The organism is Streptomyces sp. NPDC001156 (assembly GCF_053598275.1).
On the sequence record NZ_JBSFJX010000186.1, the window covers coordinates 1 to 15,977 of the forward strand.

Consider the following 15,977-nt stretch of genomic DNA (forward strand, 5'->3'; position numbering starts at 1 on the left):
AACGCGGGAGACCAGTGCATCCACCACCGTTCGGGATGCGCCAGTTGACCAGGACTGGGTACAAGACCCACTCCTGCTCACTGACTAGGAACGGTGTATCTGGTGTACGACAGTTCCTGTCCAAGGACCGCACCGCCCGCGCGCTGGCCGATCTGTTCGGTGCTCCGGTCGCGGTGGCCACCGTGGCGGGCTGGGTCCGCCGGTGCGCCAGGACCCTGGACACCTTCTGCCGAGACCCGCAACCCACACCGCATTGCTCCGCGCACCATCCTCAGCGCCCTCGCCTCGGCAGGCGCCCTGGGCGGCCTGCTGCTGCTCGGCGCTATTCTCGCCGCGCCCAGCCTCTCCGACGGCCGCCTCGCCACCGAGGGACTGAGCTACGTCCTCACCAGCAGTCTGGGCGACGGCGTGGGCAAGATGTTCCTCGCGGACGTGGCGGTTGCCATCTGTGTGGCCACGCTCGCCATCCAGACCGCCGGCACCCGCATGCTGTTCTCAATGGCGCGCGACCGGATGCTGCCCTTCTCCGCATGGCTGGCCAAGGTCTCGCCGCGCACGGGCATGCCCTACGTTCCGGCCTTTGTGGTCGGCGTCATGGCCGCGGCGCTCGTGCTGCTCAACCTCGCCTCCCCGGAGGCCTTCGTGGCTATCGGCACCACATGCGTCGCGATGCTGTATCTCGCGTACGCGGGGGGTCACCGCGCCGATGTTGGTCCAGCGGTTGAAGGGCCGGTGGCCTGCGACGGACGCTGGCGACCATGACGAGCTGGGCAGGCCGCTGTTCTCCCTCGGCCGCTGGGGTCTGCCCGTCAACGCGCTCGCGGTCCTCTACGGGCTGTTCATGGCGGTCCATCTCTCCTGGCCGCGCGCCGAGGTCTACGACCCGGCGGGAGGCCACTGGTACTTCCAGTGGTTCACCGTCCTGTTCGTCGGCGCCACGGTCGCCGGCGGTGCGGGGTACCGCCGCCGCAGAAGGACTGCCCAGCCGACGACGGGACCGGGCCACAGGGATCCGGCCGATGCCGTACGGATCTGACTGGGTATGCGCCCCGAGCACGTCCTCACCCTCGCGCCGCGAGGAGCCGCTGCCCCTCGCGGCGCAGTCGTGCCAGGGACCGCTGCGGCACGCCCGCGATCCGCAGTGCCGCGTCGGCCGTCGCCACCGCGAGGGCCTGAGGGTCGCGGGCGGGGTCGGCGCGCCGGATGAGGATCACGCTTTCAGTGAGGCCGAAGAGGAGGTCCGTACGCAGCGCGAGCTCTAGTGCGCCGAGCGCCGCGCCCGGCTCCGTGTCCGCCAGCAACTGTCTGTAGGCCGCCTTCAGTTCGGCGCGGACCTGGTGGAAGACGGCGAAGCGCTCCGTCTGCACCTCGGGTAGGAGGTAGAGGGCCCCCAGGTTGTGCGGGCCGCGGCACAGCAGCATGACGTCGCATTGGCACAGAGCCCATAGTCGCGCCTCGGCGGCTGCCTCGGTACGGGCCACCAGTTGGCGCGCGACCTCCAGCGAGGGGCGGACGGTCCCTTCGATGAGTGCCGCGAGAATCGCTTCCTTGCCGTCGAAGTAGTGGTACAGCGACGCCTGGCGTAGACCGGTCCGCTCGGCGACGGCCCGGGTGGAGGTCGCGGTGTAGCCGTGTGTGGTGAACAGCTCGGCCGCCGCGGCCAGAACCTCTTCGCGCGGCTCCAGCCCACTGGCGGGACGCTCCTGGGCGCGTGGGCGGCCGACTCTTCTGCTGGTGGACGGGCTCACTCCGTGATCCTCGCACAGGCGCGCGAGCTCCCCGCGCGCCGAGCTGCCGGAGTGAGTTGCCGGTTACCGCCGCGAAACGCACGGGCAATGGCCCCGACTCGCCCCGCACTTAATTTCTGTCACACGACAGAAATAGCGTCTAGCCGGAGGTCCAGCCGTGGCGACACCCTCAGCAACAGCGTCGGCCTTTGGTGCCCGCGATCATGCCCGCGCCCAGCAGGGCACGAAGTCCGACACCATGCCCGTACTCCCCGCGAGCAGTTGGCCGACGCCCCCCGAGGGAATCGTCTCCGAGGACCTTGTGTGGGCCGAGACCGTGGCGGGCGGCAGCTACACCCACAAGGTCCTCGCGCGCGGCACCGAGCTGCGGCTGACCGACCTCACCGGCGACGCGTGCGCACACGTCCTGCTCTACAGCGCCGACCGTCCCTGGGAGCGGCTGAACGCGGCCGACACGGTCAAGGTGCTCTGGAGCGCGTACCTCGGCGAGGGACACCTGCTGCTGTCCGACCAAGGCCGGGTCCTCGCCTCCATCACGGAGGACACCTCCGGCCGGCACGACGCCCTCACCGGCACCTCCACCCTTGCCCGAAACACCGAGCGGTACGGGGACGGAACCCCTCAGTCCGCCTCCCCGGCCGGGCGTGAGCTGTTCAAGCTCGCCGCCCTCAAGAACGGCCTTGGCCCGCGGGACATCCCGCCGTCCGTCTCCTTCTTCCAGGGCGTCAGGATCACCGCGGACGGCACCACCGAGTTCACCGGCTCGGCGGGCTCTGGCAGGTCCGTCACGCTGCGCGCCGAGCAGCCGCTGACCGCGCTGATCGTCAACGTCCCGCACCCACTGGACCCGCGCCCCACGTACATCTGCGGACACCTCGAGGTCCTCGCGTACCGGGCCAGGCCGACCACCCCCGCCGACGCGCTGTGGGACGTCACGCCCGAGGGTCGCCGCGCCTTCCTCAACACCGCCGAGCACCTCACCGCCAGGGGGATCGCATGACCGCCGCCACCGCCCTTGCGGGCCGCGTCGTCTCCGACCAGACCGTCCCGGCCCGCGCCGCCTGGTCCGCCGTCGTCCGCAGGGGTCAGCTGCTGACCATCACCGACCTGTACGGCAACCAGGCCGCGGACTTCCTCGTCTACGACGCGCACGACACCTTCGTGCGCTACAGCGCCCCCGACACCATCCAGGCCCAGGGCAACATCTTCCTGACCACCGGCTCGGTGCTGCTGTCCAACGAGCACACCCCGCTGATGACCGTCGTAAAGGACACCTGCGGGCGGCACGACACCGTCGGCGGCGCCTGCTCCAAGGAGTCCAACACCCTCCGCTACGGACACCACACCTGGTCGCAGCACGCCTGCGTGGAGAACTTCCTCGCCGAGGGCAGCAAGCACGGCCTGGGCAAGCGCGACCTGGTGTCCAACATCAACTGGTACATGAACGTGCCGGTCGAGGCGGACGGCACCCTCGGCATCGTCGACGGCATCTCGGCTCCGGGCCTGAAAGTCGTGCTGCGCGCCGAGACCGACGTCCTCGCGCTGCTGTCCAACTGCCCGCAGATCAACAACCCCTGCAACGGATTCGACCCGAGCGCCCTGCAGACGACGATCACCGAGCCGGACGGGAGCTGAACCCCATGACGTTCGACACCCTGCTGGTCGCCAACCGCGGTGAGATCGCCTCGCGCATCATCCGCACCGCCCGCAGGCTCGGCCTGCGCACCGTCGCGGTCTACTCCGACCCGGACCGCGGGGCCGAGCACGTCCGACTGGCCGACGAGGCCGTACGGCTCGGCCCCGCACCCGTCAAGGACTCCTACCTCGACGCCGCCCTAATCCTGAAGGCCGCTAAGGACACCGGAGCGGGCGCCGTCCACCCCGGCTACGGCTTCCTGTCCGAGGATGCCGGCTTCGCCCGCCGCTGCGCCGAAGCGGGTCTGGTCTTCGTCGGCCCCACCCCCGAACAGCTGGAGCTGTTCGGGGTCAAGCACACCGCGCGCGCCGCCGCGCATGCCGCCGGCGTGCCGCTCGCCCCCGGCACCGGGCTGCTGCCCGACGTGGACGCGGCCCTTGTGGCAGCCGAGGACATCGGCTACCCGGTGATGCTCAAGGCGACCGGCGGGGGCGGCGGTATCGGCATGCAGGCGTGCCACAGCGCCGACGACCTCGCCGACGCCTGGGAGCGGGTGCAGCGCGTGGCCGCCGCCTCCTTCTCCTCCGCCGGGGTCTTCCTGGAACGGCTCGTCGAGTGCGCCCGCCACGTCGAGGTGCAGGTCTTCGGCGACGGCGAGGGCCACGTCGTCACCTTCGGCGACCGCGACTGCTCGCTACAGCGCCGCAACCAGAAGGTCCTGGAGGAGGCCCCGGCGCCGGGGCTGCCGGACGCGGTTCGCGAGCAGCTAGCCACCTCGGCCCGCAACTTGTGTACGTCCGTGCACTACCGCTCCGCCGGCACGGTCGAGTTTGTCTACGACGCTGACCGCGAGGAGGCGTTCTTCCTTGAGGTCAACACCCGCCTCCAGGTCGAACACCCGGTCACCGAGGAGATCTACGGCGTCGACCTCGTGGAGTGGATGCTGCGCCTCGCCCAGGGTGAGACCGCGGTCGTCACCGCGCCCCCGGCGCCGAGGGGCCACGCCGTCGAGGCGCGCATCTACGCCGAGGACCCCTCCCGCGACCACCGGCCGAGCGCCGGCCTGTTGACCCGTGTCGCCTTCCCCGAGGGCGTCCGCGTCGACACCTGGGTGGAGACCGGCACCGAGGTCACCACCTCCTACGACCCGATGCTCGCCAAGGTCATCGCGTACGGCACCGACCGCGCCGAGGCGCTCGGCAGGCTGGACGCGGCGCTCGCCGCGACCCGCCTCGACGGCATCGAGACCAACCTCGGCCTGGTGCGCGCCGCGCTCCGGGACGCCGACGTGCGCCTCGCGGCCCACTCCACCGCCTCGCTCGCCTCAATCAGCGACCCGACGCCGCGCATCGAGGTCCTCGTGGCGGGCACCTTGACCACCGTGCAGGACTGGCCCGGACGCACAGGCTACTGGCAGGTCGGCATCCCCCCGTCCGGACCGATGGACGACCTGTCCTTCCGGCTCGGCAACACCGCGCTCGGCAACGCCGAGGGCGCGCCCGGCCTCGAGTGCACCCTCCAGGGCCCCTCGCTGCGCTTCACCCACCCGACGACGGTCTGCGTCACCGGCGCACCCACACCCGTGACGATCGACGGCATCGCCGTACCGCAGTGGGAGCCGGTCACCGTCGAGGCCGGGCAGATTCTGGCCGTCGGGGCGCCCGACACACACGGCCTGCGCACCTACGTGCTGTTCGCGGGCGGCCTGGACGTGCCTGAGTTCCTGGCCAGCGCGGCCACCTTCACCCTCGGCCGGTTCGGCGGGCACGGCGGCCGCGCCCTGCGCGCGGGTGACGTCCTGCACGGCGGCGAGCGGCGCCCGCAGACCTCCGCCGTCCCCCCGGGCCGACGCCCGGCCTTCGGCGGCGAGTGGTACATCGGCGCGGTCGAAGGCCCGCACGCCGCCCCCGAGTTCTTCACCGGCGACGACATCCGCGACTTCTACACCGCGGAGTGGAAGGTGCACTTCAACTCGGCGCGCACCGGTGTACGCCTCGTCGGCCCCAGGCCGCGGTGGGCGCGAACGGACGGCGGCGAAGCTGGACTGCACCCGTCCAACATCCACGACACGCCGTACTCCGTCGGCGCCGTCGACTACACCGGCGACATGCCCGTCCTGCTCGGCCCCGACGGGCCCTCCCTCGGCGGCTTTGTCTGCCCGGCGACGATCGTGACCGGACAGCGCTGGAAACTCGGCCAGCTGCGTCCCGGCGACTCGGTCCGCTTCGTCCCGGTGACCACCAAGGCCGCCGCCGGGCTGCGGCGGAACCCGGCCGCCGCACCGCGCGCCGATCGCGAGGCCATCGTCGACGGCGGTATCCTGGCCCGCCTGGCGCAAACCGAGGCCCGCCCGTCGGTCACGTACCGGCGCAGCGGCGACGACAACCTTCTCATCGAGTACGGACCGATGCAGCTGGACCTGGCGCTGCGCATGCGGATCCACGCGCTCGCACAGGTGCTGGGCGGGCAGCGGCTCGACGGCATCGTTAACCTGACCCCGGGCATCCGCTCCCTCCAAATCCAGACAGACCCCGACGTCCTGCCGCAGGACAAGCTCCTCGAGATCGCCCAGCGCGTGGAGGAGGAACTCCCCGCCACCGACGAGCTGGTGGTGCCCAGCCGGATCGTCCACCTGCCACTGTCCTGGGACGACCCGGCCACCCGCGAGGCCATCGCCCGCTACATGGCGGGCGTGCGCGACGACGCCCCGTGGTGCCCCTGGAACATCGAATTCATCCGTCGCGTCAACGGCCTGGAGACGGTCGAGGACGTGTACCGCACCGTCTTCGACGCCGAGTACCTGGTCATGGGTCTGGGAGACGTGTACCTGGGCGCGCCGGTGGCCACGCCGCTGGATCCGCGGCACCGGCTGGTCACGACCAAGTACAACCCGGCCCGTACCTGGACCGCGGAGAACTCGGTCGGCATCGGCGGCGCGTACCTGTGCGTCTACGGCATGGAGGGCCCCGGCGGCTACCAGTTCGTCGGCCGCACCACACAGGTGTGGTCGGGCTGGCAGCAGCGCGGCGCCTTCGAGCCAGGCAGGCCCTGGCTGCTGCGCTTCTTCGACCGGATCAGGTGGTACCCGGTCGATGCGGACGAACTCCTGGAGCTGCGCGCGGACATCACGTCCGGCCGGTTCGTACCGAGAATCGAGGAGGGCTCCTTCTCGCTCGCCGAGTACCAGCGGTTCCTCGCCGAGAACGCCGACTCGGTCGCCGAGTTCCGAGCCCAGCAGAGCGCGGCGTTCGACGCGGAACGCACCGCCTGGGAGGTGGCAGGCGAGTTCGGCCGCGCGGAGACGGCCGCAGAGGTTGCCCCGCCGGCCACCGACGTCGCAGTCCCCAAGGGCGGCCACCTGGTCGAGGCCGAGTTCACCGCCTCCGTCTGGCAGGTCAACGTCGAGGTCGGCGACCGCGTGTCGGCCGGGCAGCCGCTCCTCGCGCTCGAAGCGATGAAAATGGAGTCCCGAGTCCCGGCCCCCACCGACGGTATCGTCGCGCAGATCCTGACCAAGCCGGGCAGCCAGGTCGAGGCGGGCACCGCGCTGATCGTCATCGCTCCCGTCGAGACCGTGGAGGCAGCCGCATGATCACCGCAGTGGAACGGGTACGGGCCGCCTACGCGCGCATCGCGCAGGTCGACCGGCCTGAGGTGTGGATCTGCCTGCGCCCGCAAGCCGAGACCGAGGCGGACGCCGCCGCGGTCGACAAGAGGATTGCCGCCGGTGAACGGCTACCGCTGGCCGGGACGGTGTTCGCGGTCAAAGGCAACATCGACGTGGCTGGGTTGCCGACCACCGCCGGCTGCCCCGCCTACGCGTACATACCGGACGCCGACGCCCCGGCCGTGGCCCGTCTGAAGGCGGCGGGGGCCGTGGTCCTCGGCACCACGAACCTCGACCAGTTCGCGACCGGGCTGGTCGGCACCCGAAGCCCGTACGGCACGGTCCGCAACGCCGTCGACCCGAACCGCGTGTCCGGCGGCTCCTCGTCCGGCTCGGCGGTCTCTGTCGCGCTCGGCATCGCCGACATCGCGCTCGGCACGGACACCGCGGGTTCAGGCCGGGTCCCGGCGGCCTTCAACGGCATCGTCGGTCTCAAGCCGACCATCGGGCTGGTCCCGACCGAGGGCGTCGTTCCGGCCTGCGCCTCGCTCGACTGTGTAACGGTCTTCGCCCGTACGCTCCCGGAAGCCGAGCGGGCGCTGTCCCTCATGGCAGCGCCCTCCGGGCGCCCAGTAACGGCGCCAGCCCCACGTCGCCCTGGCCCGTGGCGGATCGCCGTCCCGGAACCCGAGCAGCTCGGCCAACTGGACACAGGCTGGGTTGAGGCGTTCCAGGCAGCAGCGCAGCTGCTCGCCGACGCGGGCGCGGAGCTCCTGCCCATCGACCTCACACCGTTCACCGAGGCAGCAGCGATGCTGTACGAGGGCGCGTTCGTCGCCGAGCGCTACACCGCCGTCGGAGCCTTCATCGACTCGCACGCAGGCTCGCCAGACCTCGACCCGACCGTGGCCGGAATCATCTCCCGAGCGAAGAACATTCCGGCCCACCAGCTCTTCGCCGACCGGCAAAAGTTGGCGTCCCTCCGCGCCCGGGCCCTGGCCTCCCTGGGCGACGCGGACGCACTGCTCCTGCCGACTGCACCGGGCCACCCGACTATCGCCGAGGTCGCGGCCGACCCGCTGGGCGCCAATGCCCGGCTCGGCCGCTACACCAACTCGACCAACCTCTTCGATCTAGCGGCGGTTGCCGTTCCCGCGGGTGAGGTGAACGGACTGCCATTCGGCGTCATGCTGATCGGCCCCACCTTCACGGACGAGCGGCTCGTACCGATCGCCGGGTTGCTCACCGCCCCGCCCCTGCGGCTCGCTGTGATCGGTGCGCACCTGTCCGGGCAGCCCCTGAACGGACAACTGCTCGCCGTGGGAGGACGGCTGGTACGTACGACCATGACCGCGCCCGCCTACCGGCTGTACGCGTTGGACACTCTGCCTCCGAAGCCGGGTCTGGTCCGGGTCGGCAAGGGCGGTAGTACGATCGAGGCCGAGGTGTGGCAACTGCCCGCCCAGGGGCTGGGCGCGCTGCTCGCCGCGTTGCCTCGCCCGATGGCGCTCGGCAGCGTGGAACTTGCGGACGGGAGCTTCGTGACCGGCTTCCTCTGCGAGCCCCAGGCGGTCGAGGGTGCCCGTGAGATCACCTCATTCGGCGGCTGGCGCGCGTACGTGCACGCTCTTCTGCGCCCGGAAGACCGGCGCTGACGCAGCGCCGCTCCTCGTGTGCTGTGGCCACCCCCGCAGACGCGCTGTGAGATCTGGGGCGAAGTACCGCGCCGGAACCCACGGTTCACCAGCCGTGACGTTCTGCTGATCGACATCCACCAGCGACTGGCCGACGCGGGGCGTGGTGCCGCGGTTTGACCCTGTTGGGCATGTCGGGCACCCAGAAGACCCAGCTCGCCGCCGCTGCTTCAGACCGACTCGAAGCCTTTTGGCCTGCCGGCGTCGCACGGGAGGTCCACGGATCGCCCTGGCCCGGGGCCCTCGCGCGCACGGTCGCCGTTGGCGGTGCGAGGCCTGCGGGAGAGTCACCATGCGTGAATCTGTGACGGGCATCACACTTCAGGGTTCGAAGTTCGACGCTCGCCGTGCATCTAGTCGGCGTCGGTCACCGAGCGGCTTCGGAGCAACACCCTTCCGCAGCCATCCATTTCATGTCGTCAAGGAACACTCAATGGGTTATCTGCGCGGATTCATCCCCTGGATCGTGGCGGCCTCGTCTCATCCTTCAACTGGCGCTGGGGCCGCGATCAGCGGTCTCGCCTCGGGGCTGCTGCTCCTGTTGCAGGACCGCCACCACGGGGTCGGCCTCGATGCTCTGATCCTGGAGATCAGCACCATCGTGTACTTCGCCGTGGTCGGCGCCATGGCCATTGCCAGGCCGGACTCGGCCCTGGCGGACCACACCGACGTCGTCTCCTTCGCCTGGCGGGCGGAGCAGACTGCGACGACGGGGCCCTTGCTGCGGCCAGCAGCGTCGTCAGGGCCCGGGCGGTGTTGCGTGCGTCTTCCAAGGCTGCGTGGCCGTGGGAGGGCCAGGACCCGAAGAGGTCTTTGACGATGCCCGCGAGCGTGTAGCCGCGCAGCGGTCCTCGGACAACCCAGCCTCGGGTCCGGCGCCCGGTGGGCAGAGGCTGGGTTGTCTCAGCATCGCCTGGTCCGGTTACTCTCGGATCGGTGTCAGCAAGCTGTGAGCGCGGTAGCCCAGATCCACATCTGGAACGGCCGTGCCATCGGCGTAGGCCCGGGTGCGTCCGCCTACCTCGGCCGACAGCCCGGACCGCTCGGTGAGCCAGGCCGCCAGATCCGGGACGAGGCTCACAACGACCCGTGCGAAGTCGCTGGTATAGAAGTCGCGGATGTGCGCCGCCAGCAGGGCGATCCGGTGCGGGGAGCAGGCATGGGCGAGTTCGGGGAATTCACTGATGAACCAGCCGTCGGCCAGCTCACGGTAGATGTCATCCTCGGTGGGAGGTTCCTCGCCCTCCTCCTCGAACGGGAAATCGTCAGGGACCGCGTTGTGGCCGGGCCGGAATTCGGCACGCCAGGCCGCGAACTCGGCGATCCACGCGTCCTTGTCGACCGGCTGTGCCGGCGCGGGGGTGCCGGCGGTCGCCGTTCTCCCGTCGAGGAAGTCCGAGCGGCGGAGCTCCTGGGCCAGCCGACGGCAGCGGTGGAATTCCGCGTACTGCCCTTCCGACTCGCCCCCGGGGTGCAAGAAGCCTGCCAGGTCCGGGAGCAGCCGCGCGGCGAGGTGGGGGTTCGAGACGGGTTCGAGACGGCATCCGGACGTGGCGACCGGTCCGACGGCGGCCAGCCAGGATTCCAATGCCTGGTCGGCGTCCGGGAAGTATCCGGCACCGACTGTCAGCGCCTCGCTGCCGCAGGCGTCGATGTCCCACAGGTACCACCGGTCCGGGCCATCTGGGGCGGCGAACGGCGCGGTGACGGCGAACCGGGTGCCGTAGGCGTCCCGGCACCATAGAGCCGTGCCGGTCGGTGCGGCGGCGATCGAGCCATCCGGAAGCGACGCGGTACGTTCCCGCAGGTCCGTGACGGTCTTGATGGCGACTTGGGCTGCAGGGTGCGGGGTGATCCTGGCGAGGGCCAGCAGCAACCGCCATGCGCCGTTCCGCGATTGCGGCTCGTCGGCGGCCGTGACTGCCTGGAAGGCTGCTTGCACGGTGGCATCGGTCACGGCGTCGAGCAGCTGGTCCGGGCTGTAGGTGTCGAGGATCTCGGCGGCCCCTGATTCCCGCCGCGCGTCGCTCGCCGCGTCTTGCCCGGAAAGCGTCCGGCCCAAGCGGCGACACAACTCATCCTCGGTCCAGGATGCCAAGCCGTCCGCGGCGACCAGGCCGGTGACGATCGGTTCGGCGTCGCATGCCGCGAGATCCATCCGGCGCCGGTCGAGCCGGCTACGGTACTCCCCGAAGTTGGCCGACTCCCCCCACAGGCTTCGCGCCGACTGCCCCCACGGCGCTGCTTCCTGTCCGGCCGTGCGATTGGCGGGATTACCCGACCGCCTCGCCCTGGTGGCGGACTGTGACTTCTTCTTCTTGCGCGGCTTCGAGACTGGCACCCGACCATTGTATGAACGTGCCGCGGAGCACCATCGCCAGAATCCTGCTTTGCCCAAATAGGCGATGAATGCATGCCACTGCCCGGCACGTCACGGCCCGCCGGATACCCGCCCCTCCACGCTTCGAGATGTCGAGTAACGCAGCGTGAAGGAGCGGCACCTCACACGGCTGGACACAGGCGGAACGCAGAACCGCTGGAGACGATGTCCTCTCGCAGGTCGCCCGTCTGCTTGCCCGCGCGCCCGTGCCGATGACCCGCACGGAGATCCTCGCGGAACTCCCCGCCTCGGTTCAGGCGCCGCACCGCCGGCGGATGGACGGACTGGGGCGGTGCGCGCCTTCCGAGTTCGCTCCCTGCCCACCGCACGTCGCCCACGATTCCGAACTTCGCGCCATCTGGGGCCGACAGCGGCACAACGTCTCCCACTGGCACAGGAAGGCAGACGACCACCCCTACTACCGAGTCGCCCATGGGGGCCTATCGAGCCGGTGGGCGGTGCCGTGGACGGCCCAGCCTTCTCACTGGGCGGGGGCAGGGTCAGTCAGTTGTCGAGGTCGATCGTGAAGCGCCTCATGCCCAGACCGATCGTGTCGGCGTGGACCCAGCCACGAGCCCGGTCGAATACCCCGGTGCCGCCGGTGATCGCGTTGTCGAACGAAGGGGGAGGGCTCGCTTGGAGATTGCCGAAGACCATCCCCTGCGCGGTGAGCTGGCCGCCCGGGAGGTTGTAGGTCACGATGCACTCCTCCGCTTGGTGGTCTACGTCGGGGGCCCGGGTGGTGGTGCAGGTGCCGTCGGTGTAGCCGACGTGGTGGCCGTTCTGGTCTTTGAGTTCCGAGCTGAAGACGGTCCGATCGCCCTGGGCGGGGGCGCCGGCGGGGCCGTTGACTTGGAAGCGCACCTGCGGTCCGAGAATGCCGATGAGTGTGATGACCCGGTCTGCGGCCTTGGCGTGCGCGGACGCGGTGTCCGTCACGGCGGCCGCGACAGGGGCGTAGGCGAGAAGGGTGGCCAGCGCAGTGGCCGTGCCGAGACAGGCTGCCCTGATGGGGCGCATCGTGTGGCTCCTGAGGTTGATCTTCATGGGTGGTGCCGCATTCATAACCTCGGCCCTGCCGCCGCCCGGAACGTCCCGGCGCGACCCACCGGCAGATCCGATCAATCGGACCAATACGGGACGAGAGACGGCCCAGTGGTGTGCGGAGCGGGTTCGTCACGAGGTACTTCCCTCCAAGTGCTCGGTGACAGCGGAGGCGCAGGTGGTGCAGCGGCCGTTGCTGGGGTGGGCGCGTCGGGGGGTGGGGCCTGGGCAGGTGCGGCAGAGCGGCCAGTTGAGGCAGGCTGGGCACAGGTCCTCGCCGAGGGCGGTTCCGGGCAGGCCGCAGCCGGCGCATTCGACGAGGGCCCGATGGGTCAGGGCCTCGCTCACGGTGCGGGCGGCGGCGGAGCCGGTCGTCGGCTGCGGCGGCAGGTCGTGGTGAGCGGCCGCGATGACGGGTGGCGGGTAGGCCTGGGCGGCGCGCAGGCGGGCGGCGATGATCGCGCCGACCGTGGTCCGCACCGGGTGGGGCAGGGGCCGGGCGGCGATGACGTGCCGCAGTTGCTCGTGGCTCCAGCCGTCCTCGAGCATCACGGTCACGACGCGGCCTTGGTCGGTCAGCGTCTGCCCGGTCAGCAGCAGTTCGGGGCGGGACGCCCCGAGATCGAGCAGCAGCCGGATCCCCGGATGCATGTCATCCGCTGTGGGCGTGGCCGGCCGGGGTGCTGGCGCCTCCGGCTGATCCGTCCGTCCTGGTGCTCGTGTCGCTTCGCCGCGGCACGGACGGAGGGGTCTGGTGTTCTGCTTGTTGGTCTTCTTTCTGTTGGTGTTCTTAGTGCCGGGATCAGCCAACGTAGGCTCAGCCAATCTTGGAAAACCCGACTTTGGTTGCGACCTGGGGTTTTGCAGGGCGGGCAGGTCGGTGATGACGTACAGCGCCTGGCCGAGCGTGCCGTCGGGGTTCCGCTCGCGAGTGCGGTAGAGGAATCCGTGCCGCTCCAGCTGCTTGAGCCCCGTGGTGACCGCGTCGACGCCCTCGCGGCCGCGGCGCACCAGTTCGGCGACGGTGACCTGCCAGCCGTCCCGGTGCGTACTGACGTACCCGAAGATCCCCTTAGCCTTGTAGGAGAGTCGGCTGTCGCGGAAGAGGCCGTTGGCGATCTGGGTGAACTGGTCGGCCGCCATCACGCCGCGCCGGATCCCCGCCGCAAAACCGGCGTCGTGTTCGTCGTCGTTCGCCGGGGTTGAGGTGGCTTCCAGCAGGGCGACGTCGAGGGTGGCGGGGCGGTCGGTGATCGAGTAGACGACCTCGCCGAGCGTTCCGTTCGCCCGGCGCAGGCGTTCGCGGATGAGGTAGCCGTACCGTTCCAGTTCCTTCAGGCCGGCGCGGACCGCTTCCCGTCCGTCGGGTCCTACGGCAACGAGGTGGGTGAGGGTGACCTGCCAGCCGTCCCGGTGCGTGCTGACGTACCCGAAGATGCCCTTCGCCTTGTAGGAGAGTCGGCTGTCGCGGAAGAGGCCGTTGGCGATCTGAGTGAACCGGTCGGCCGCCATCACGCCGCGGCGGACGCCTACCCCAAAGCTGCTCACCGCCGTACCGCCGAAGCGGACCGCGCGCGGTGGCCCAGGCAGCACACCGAGCCCGCCAAGGTGGGCCGGTCGGCGAAGGCCCTGGGCGCGCGGGCGTGCGTGTGTTCCATACCGTCAGCACACCCGCCGACCCCGACCAGGCTGACGGCCACGAGCCCCGACCATCGGTCACGATCCGGCAACACAGCCGTCTAGCTGCCGTGGTCGGGCTCATGGTCGGGCCGACCACGGGCTCGGACATGGCCGGGCGGCGTCGACAACCGCCGCGAAGGCGGCGGGGACAGGGAGCCGTCTGGGACGATCCGGAGACGGCGCAGAGAGACAAGCCACACAGGATTCGCACGCTCGTCGCTTCCCAAAGCCGTCAGCTGGGATGCACATGCCCACTGCGCAGGACCCCGGCCGCGTTGCGCAGCCGCATGCGCAACGCGAGCCGCACCCACCCGTTGCGCAGCCGCGATGACGCAGACCTGCGAAAGGCCGTGGTCGGGTTCATGGTCGGCTGGTCACAAGCCCAACCTCGGCAGCAACGGGCGGTGTTGCTGAAACGTGACCGATCCTCGAGGGCAGTGGCTGCTGGCGGTCTGTGCCGACCGAGCCCACCCGCGACGGTCAGGCAGACGGCCCAAACTGAACGCAGCGGCCCTCAACGGCGCGCAGAAGATCAGCCGTAGCCGTTCTCCTTCTCGCCCGCGTCGAAGCCCGTATGGCGGCCGGTAGCGACCCGGTCGCATACACCGGTCGATGTCGCCTGCCGAAGTCGGGGGGAGATCTCCGACGCCGAGGCCACGCCGGCGATTGCAACACCCAACCGTGTCCCACCAGGAAGGCGTCCCCCAGGGGCGGTTCGCGTCAGTTCGAGCCGAAGACCTCGACATCGCACTTGGCTGCGCCACTGCGCTTGATCCGCCCATCGCAGGTGATCAACGGGACGCCGAGGGATTCGGCGAGCGCGACGTACTGTGCGTCATAGGCGCTCAGGTTGGCGTAGAGAGCACGAACTCGTTCCCACAAGGGGAGGGTGTCGTGCTTGGCCAAGGGCAGTGCCATGAAGTCGGTCATAGCCTTGGTCACCTGCTTCTCGGTGAGCTTGCCCCCGCGCTGCATCCCGAGCAGCGCCGATTGGATTTCGTAGTCGATCAGCGTGGGGGCGTAGACGGTGACGGCTTCCCCGACGCGCCTGCGGACGGCGCTACCGGTGGCGCCGTATTGGGTCAGGAAGACCACCAGCGCCGACGTGTCGATGACGATCAACGGCCAAACCGCCCCGCGTCGATCGCTGCCAGTACATCATCGGTGGTGTACTCCGCAGCCGCTTCGCGCTCCAGTCGTGCGGCCATCTCCGTCATGGTCGGCTTGGTTGCCTCTCTGGCGATCAGTTCTTGCATGTACGCCTGGAGGGACTTCCCGGCCTGGGCGGCACGGGTCTTGAGGACGCGGATCTGGTCTTCGGGCACGTCCCGGATGGTAAGCACACTCATGTCTGCATTCTAGCGCAAGATTCTGCATTATGCAGATGGTCGGTGGTCTGGTCGCGATCCTGCATGTTCTTCGCGGTCTTCCTGGGTGCGTCCGGTGCCGCAGTCGATTGCGGTACGCACTCCGGGGCGCCAAGGAGTTCGGGGCCGGGGCCGTGCCCGGCGCACTGGGTCCAGCAGAACGCGGGCTCGGCGTCGTCCGTTAACGCGGACTCGGCGCAGGCGTCCCACAGTTCGCTCTCGACGGTGATGTTGCGCGGTACGGGCACAGCGCGTTCCTACGGGACGCCGAGATGTGGGGGGGAGTCCCCGCCCTCGGGGTGCCGTCGCTCGGGGAGCATCCGTGCCTTGATGGTCCGCAGTTCACCACGCCACCTTCACCCCAGTGCGCAGCGGCCCGGCAGATCGACTGCGCAGCCCGGACGGGTTGAGCAGTCGATCTGCGCAACCGGTCGAGGATCTTGCGCAGTCGGCTTACGCGGTGCGGCTGCGCCCTCGGCCGGAGGATTCCTGATCTTCTGGTGCGCAGGTCCGGGTGGCGCACTGCGCAGGTGCCCCGGCGGGCTCTGAGCGGCTTTTGTCCGCGCAGCGGGGGCGGGCCCGTTGGCCGAGCGTCACGTGGGCGCCTAGCGGTCACCGACACGGCGACCGTGGGCCGGACGCGATGTCCCCTCCTCGGCTCATGGCCGGCCCGTGGTCGGGCCGACCATGACCCCGACCACGGACTTCGTGTCCCCATCGTGACCTTGGTCGGGGGTTCGTGGTCGGTGGTCGGGTCGGGGTCGGCGGGTTTTCTCAAGGTCAGCAACATCCGTTCTGACCTGGGAGTTTCACTATGTCCC

At 70.2% G+C, this 15,977-nt stretch carries 11 protein-coding genes and 2 pseudogenes; 5 read left to right on the forward strand and 8 right to left on the reverse strand.

Annotated elements, in window-relative coordinates; all coding sequences use genetic code 11:
* Positions 1 to 225: 225 nt before the first annotated feature.
* A pseudogene (locus ACWDA7_RS41550) lies at positions 226 to 1,036 on the forward strand (amino acid permease); the annotation flags it as partial.
* 25 nt (positions 1,037 to 1,061) lie between these two features.
* Here ACWDA7_RS41550 and ACWDA7_RS41555 read toward each other — a convergent pair.
* Positions 1,062 to 1,748, reverse strand: coding sequence for a helix-turn-helix domain-containing protein (locus ACWDA7_RS41555; protein ID WP_450611861.1), 687 nt, complete (start codon positions 1,746 to 1,748; stop codon positions 1,062 to 1,064).
* A 238-nt stretch (positions 1,749 to 1,986) separates the two neighbouring features.
* Between ACWDA7_RS41555 and ACWDA7_RS41560 the strand changes: the two genes are divergently transcribed.
* Genes ACWDA7_RS41560 through atzF form a run of 4 tightly spaced genes read left to right on the forward strand, consistent with a single transcriptional unit; the run spans position 1,987 to position 8,646 of the window.
* Positions 1,987 to 2,748, forward strand: a complete 762-nt coding sequence (locus ACWDA7_RS41560) for an urea amidolyase associated protein UAAP1 (RefSeq protein WP_450611863.1) — start codon at positions 1,987 to 1,989, stop codon at positions 2,746 to 2,748.
* Positions 2,745 to 3,383, forward strand: coding sequence for an urea amidolyase associated protein UAAP2 (locus ACWDA7_RS41565; protein WP_450611865.1), 639 nt, complete (start codon positions 2,745 to 2,747; stop codon positions 3,381 to 3,383). Before ACWDA7_RS41560 ends, ACWDA7_RS41565 begins: the two co-directional genes overlap by 4 nt.
* Before the next feature lie 5 nt (positions 3,384 to 3,388).
* Entirely contained in the window at positions 3,389 to 6,976 is a 3,588-nt protein-coding gene (gene uca / locus ACWDA7_RS41570) for an urea carboxylase (protein ID WP_450611867.1), read from the forward strand.
* A complete protein-coding gene (gene atzF / locus ACWDA7_RS41575; RefSeq protein ID WP_450611869.1) occupies positions 6,973 to 8,646 on the forward strand; it encodes an allophanate hydrolase in 1,674 nt (557 codons plus the stop codon). The genes uca and atzF overlap by 4 nt, the downstream gene beginning before the upstream one ends.
* 961 nt (positions 8,647 to 9,607) lie before the next feature.
* Here atzF and ACWDA7_RS41580 read toward each other — a convergent pair.
* From ACWDA7_RS41580 to ACWDA7_RS41610, 7 genes and pseudogenes are all read right to left on the reverse strand, one after another.
* Complete coding sequence (locus ACWDA7_RS41580; RefSeq protein ID WP_450611871.1) at positions 9,608 to 11,026, reverse strand: hypothetical protein; 1,419 nt, start codon at positions 11,024 to 11,026, stop codon at positions 9,608 to 9,610.
* A 543-nt stretch (positions 11,027 to 11,569) separates the two neighbouring features.
* Positions 11,570 to 12,085 (reverse strand): allene oxide cyclase barrel-like domain-containing protein, encoded by a 516-nt coding sequence (locus ACWDA7_RS41585; RefSeq protein WP_450611873.1) that lies wholly within the window; start codon positions 12,083 to 12,085, stop codon positions 11,570 to 11,572.
* A 156-nt stretch (positions 12,086 to 12,241) separates the two neighbouring features.
* Positions 12,242 to 13,657 (reverse strand): hypothetical protein, encoded by a 1,416-nt coding sequence (locus tag ACWDA7_RS41590; RefSeq protein WP_450611875.1) that lies wholly within the window; start codon positions 13,655 to 13,657, stop codon positions 12,242 to 12,244.
* 664 nt (positions 13,658 to 14,321) lie between these two features.
* Positions 14,322 to 14,447: a hypothetical protein gene (locus ACWDA7_RS41595; protein WP_450611877.1), complete on the reverse strand. Its 126-nt coding sequence runs from the start codon at positions 14,445 to 14,447 to the stop codon at positions 14,322 to 14,324.
* Between the two features lie 62 nt (positions 14,448 to 14,509).
* Entirely contained in the window at positions 14,510 to 14,911 is a 402-nt protein-coding gene (locus ACWDA7_RS41600; protein WP_450611879.1) for a type II toxin-antitoxin system VapC family toxin, read from the reverse strand.
* Positions 14,908 to 15,138 (reverse strand): FitA-like ribbon-helix-helix domain-containing protein, encoded by a 231-nt coding sequence (locus tag ACWDA7_RS41605; RefSeq protein WP_450611881.1) that lies wholly within the window; start codon positions 15,136 to 15,138, stop codon positions 14,908 to 14,910. Before ACWDA7_RS41605 ends, ACWDA7_RS41600 begins: the two co-directional genes overlap by 4 nt.
* 87 nt (positions 15,139 to 15,225) lie before the next feature.
* Positions 15,226 to 15,404, reverse strand: a pseudogene (locus tag ACWDA7_RS41610) (SAM-dependent methyltransferase); the annotation flags it as partial.
* Positions 15,405 to 15,977 lie beyond the last annotated feature (573 nt).

Excerpts from the sequence above, each read along its gene's own strand:
- ACWDA7_RS41560 (WP_450611863.1), top strand. The coding sequence starts at position 1,987 with ATGCCCGTACTCCCCGCGAGCAGTTGGCCGACGCCCCCCGAGGGAATC.
- ACWDA7_RS41565 (WP_450611865.1), top strand. The coding sequence starts at position 2,745 with ATGACCGCCGCCACCGCCCTTGCGGGCCGCGTCGTCTCCGACCAGACC.
- uca (WP_450611867.1), top strand. The coding sequence starts at position 3,389 with ATGACGTTCGACACCCTGCTGGTCGCCAACCGCGGTGAGATCGCCTCG.
- atzF (WP_450611869.1), top strand. The coding sequence starts at position 6,973 with ATGATCACCGCAGTGGAACGGGTACGGGCCGCCTACGCGCGCATCGCG.
- ACWDA7_RS41585 (WP_450611873.1), bottom strand. The coding sequence starts at position 12,085 with ATGCGCCCCATCAGGGCAGCCTGTCTCGGCACGGCCACTGCGCTGGCC.
- ACWDA7_RS41605 (WP_450611881.1), bottom strand. The coding sequence starts at position 15,138 with ATGAGTGTGCTTACCATCCGGGACGTGCCCGAAGACCAGATCCGCGTC.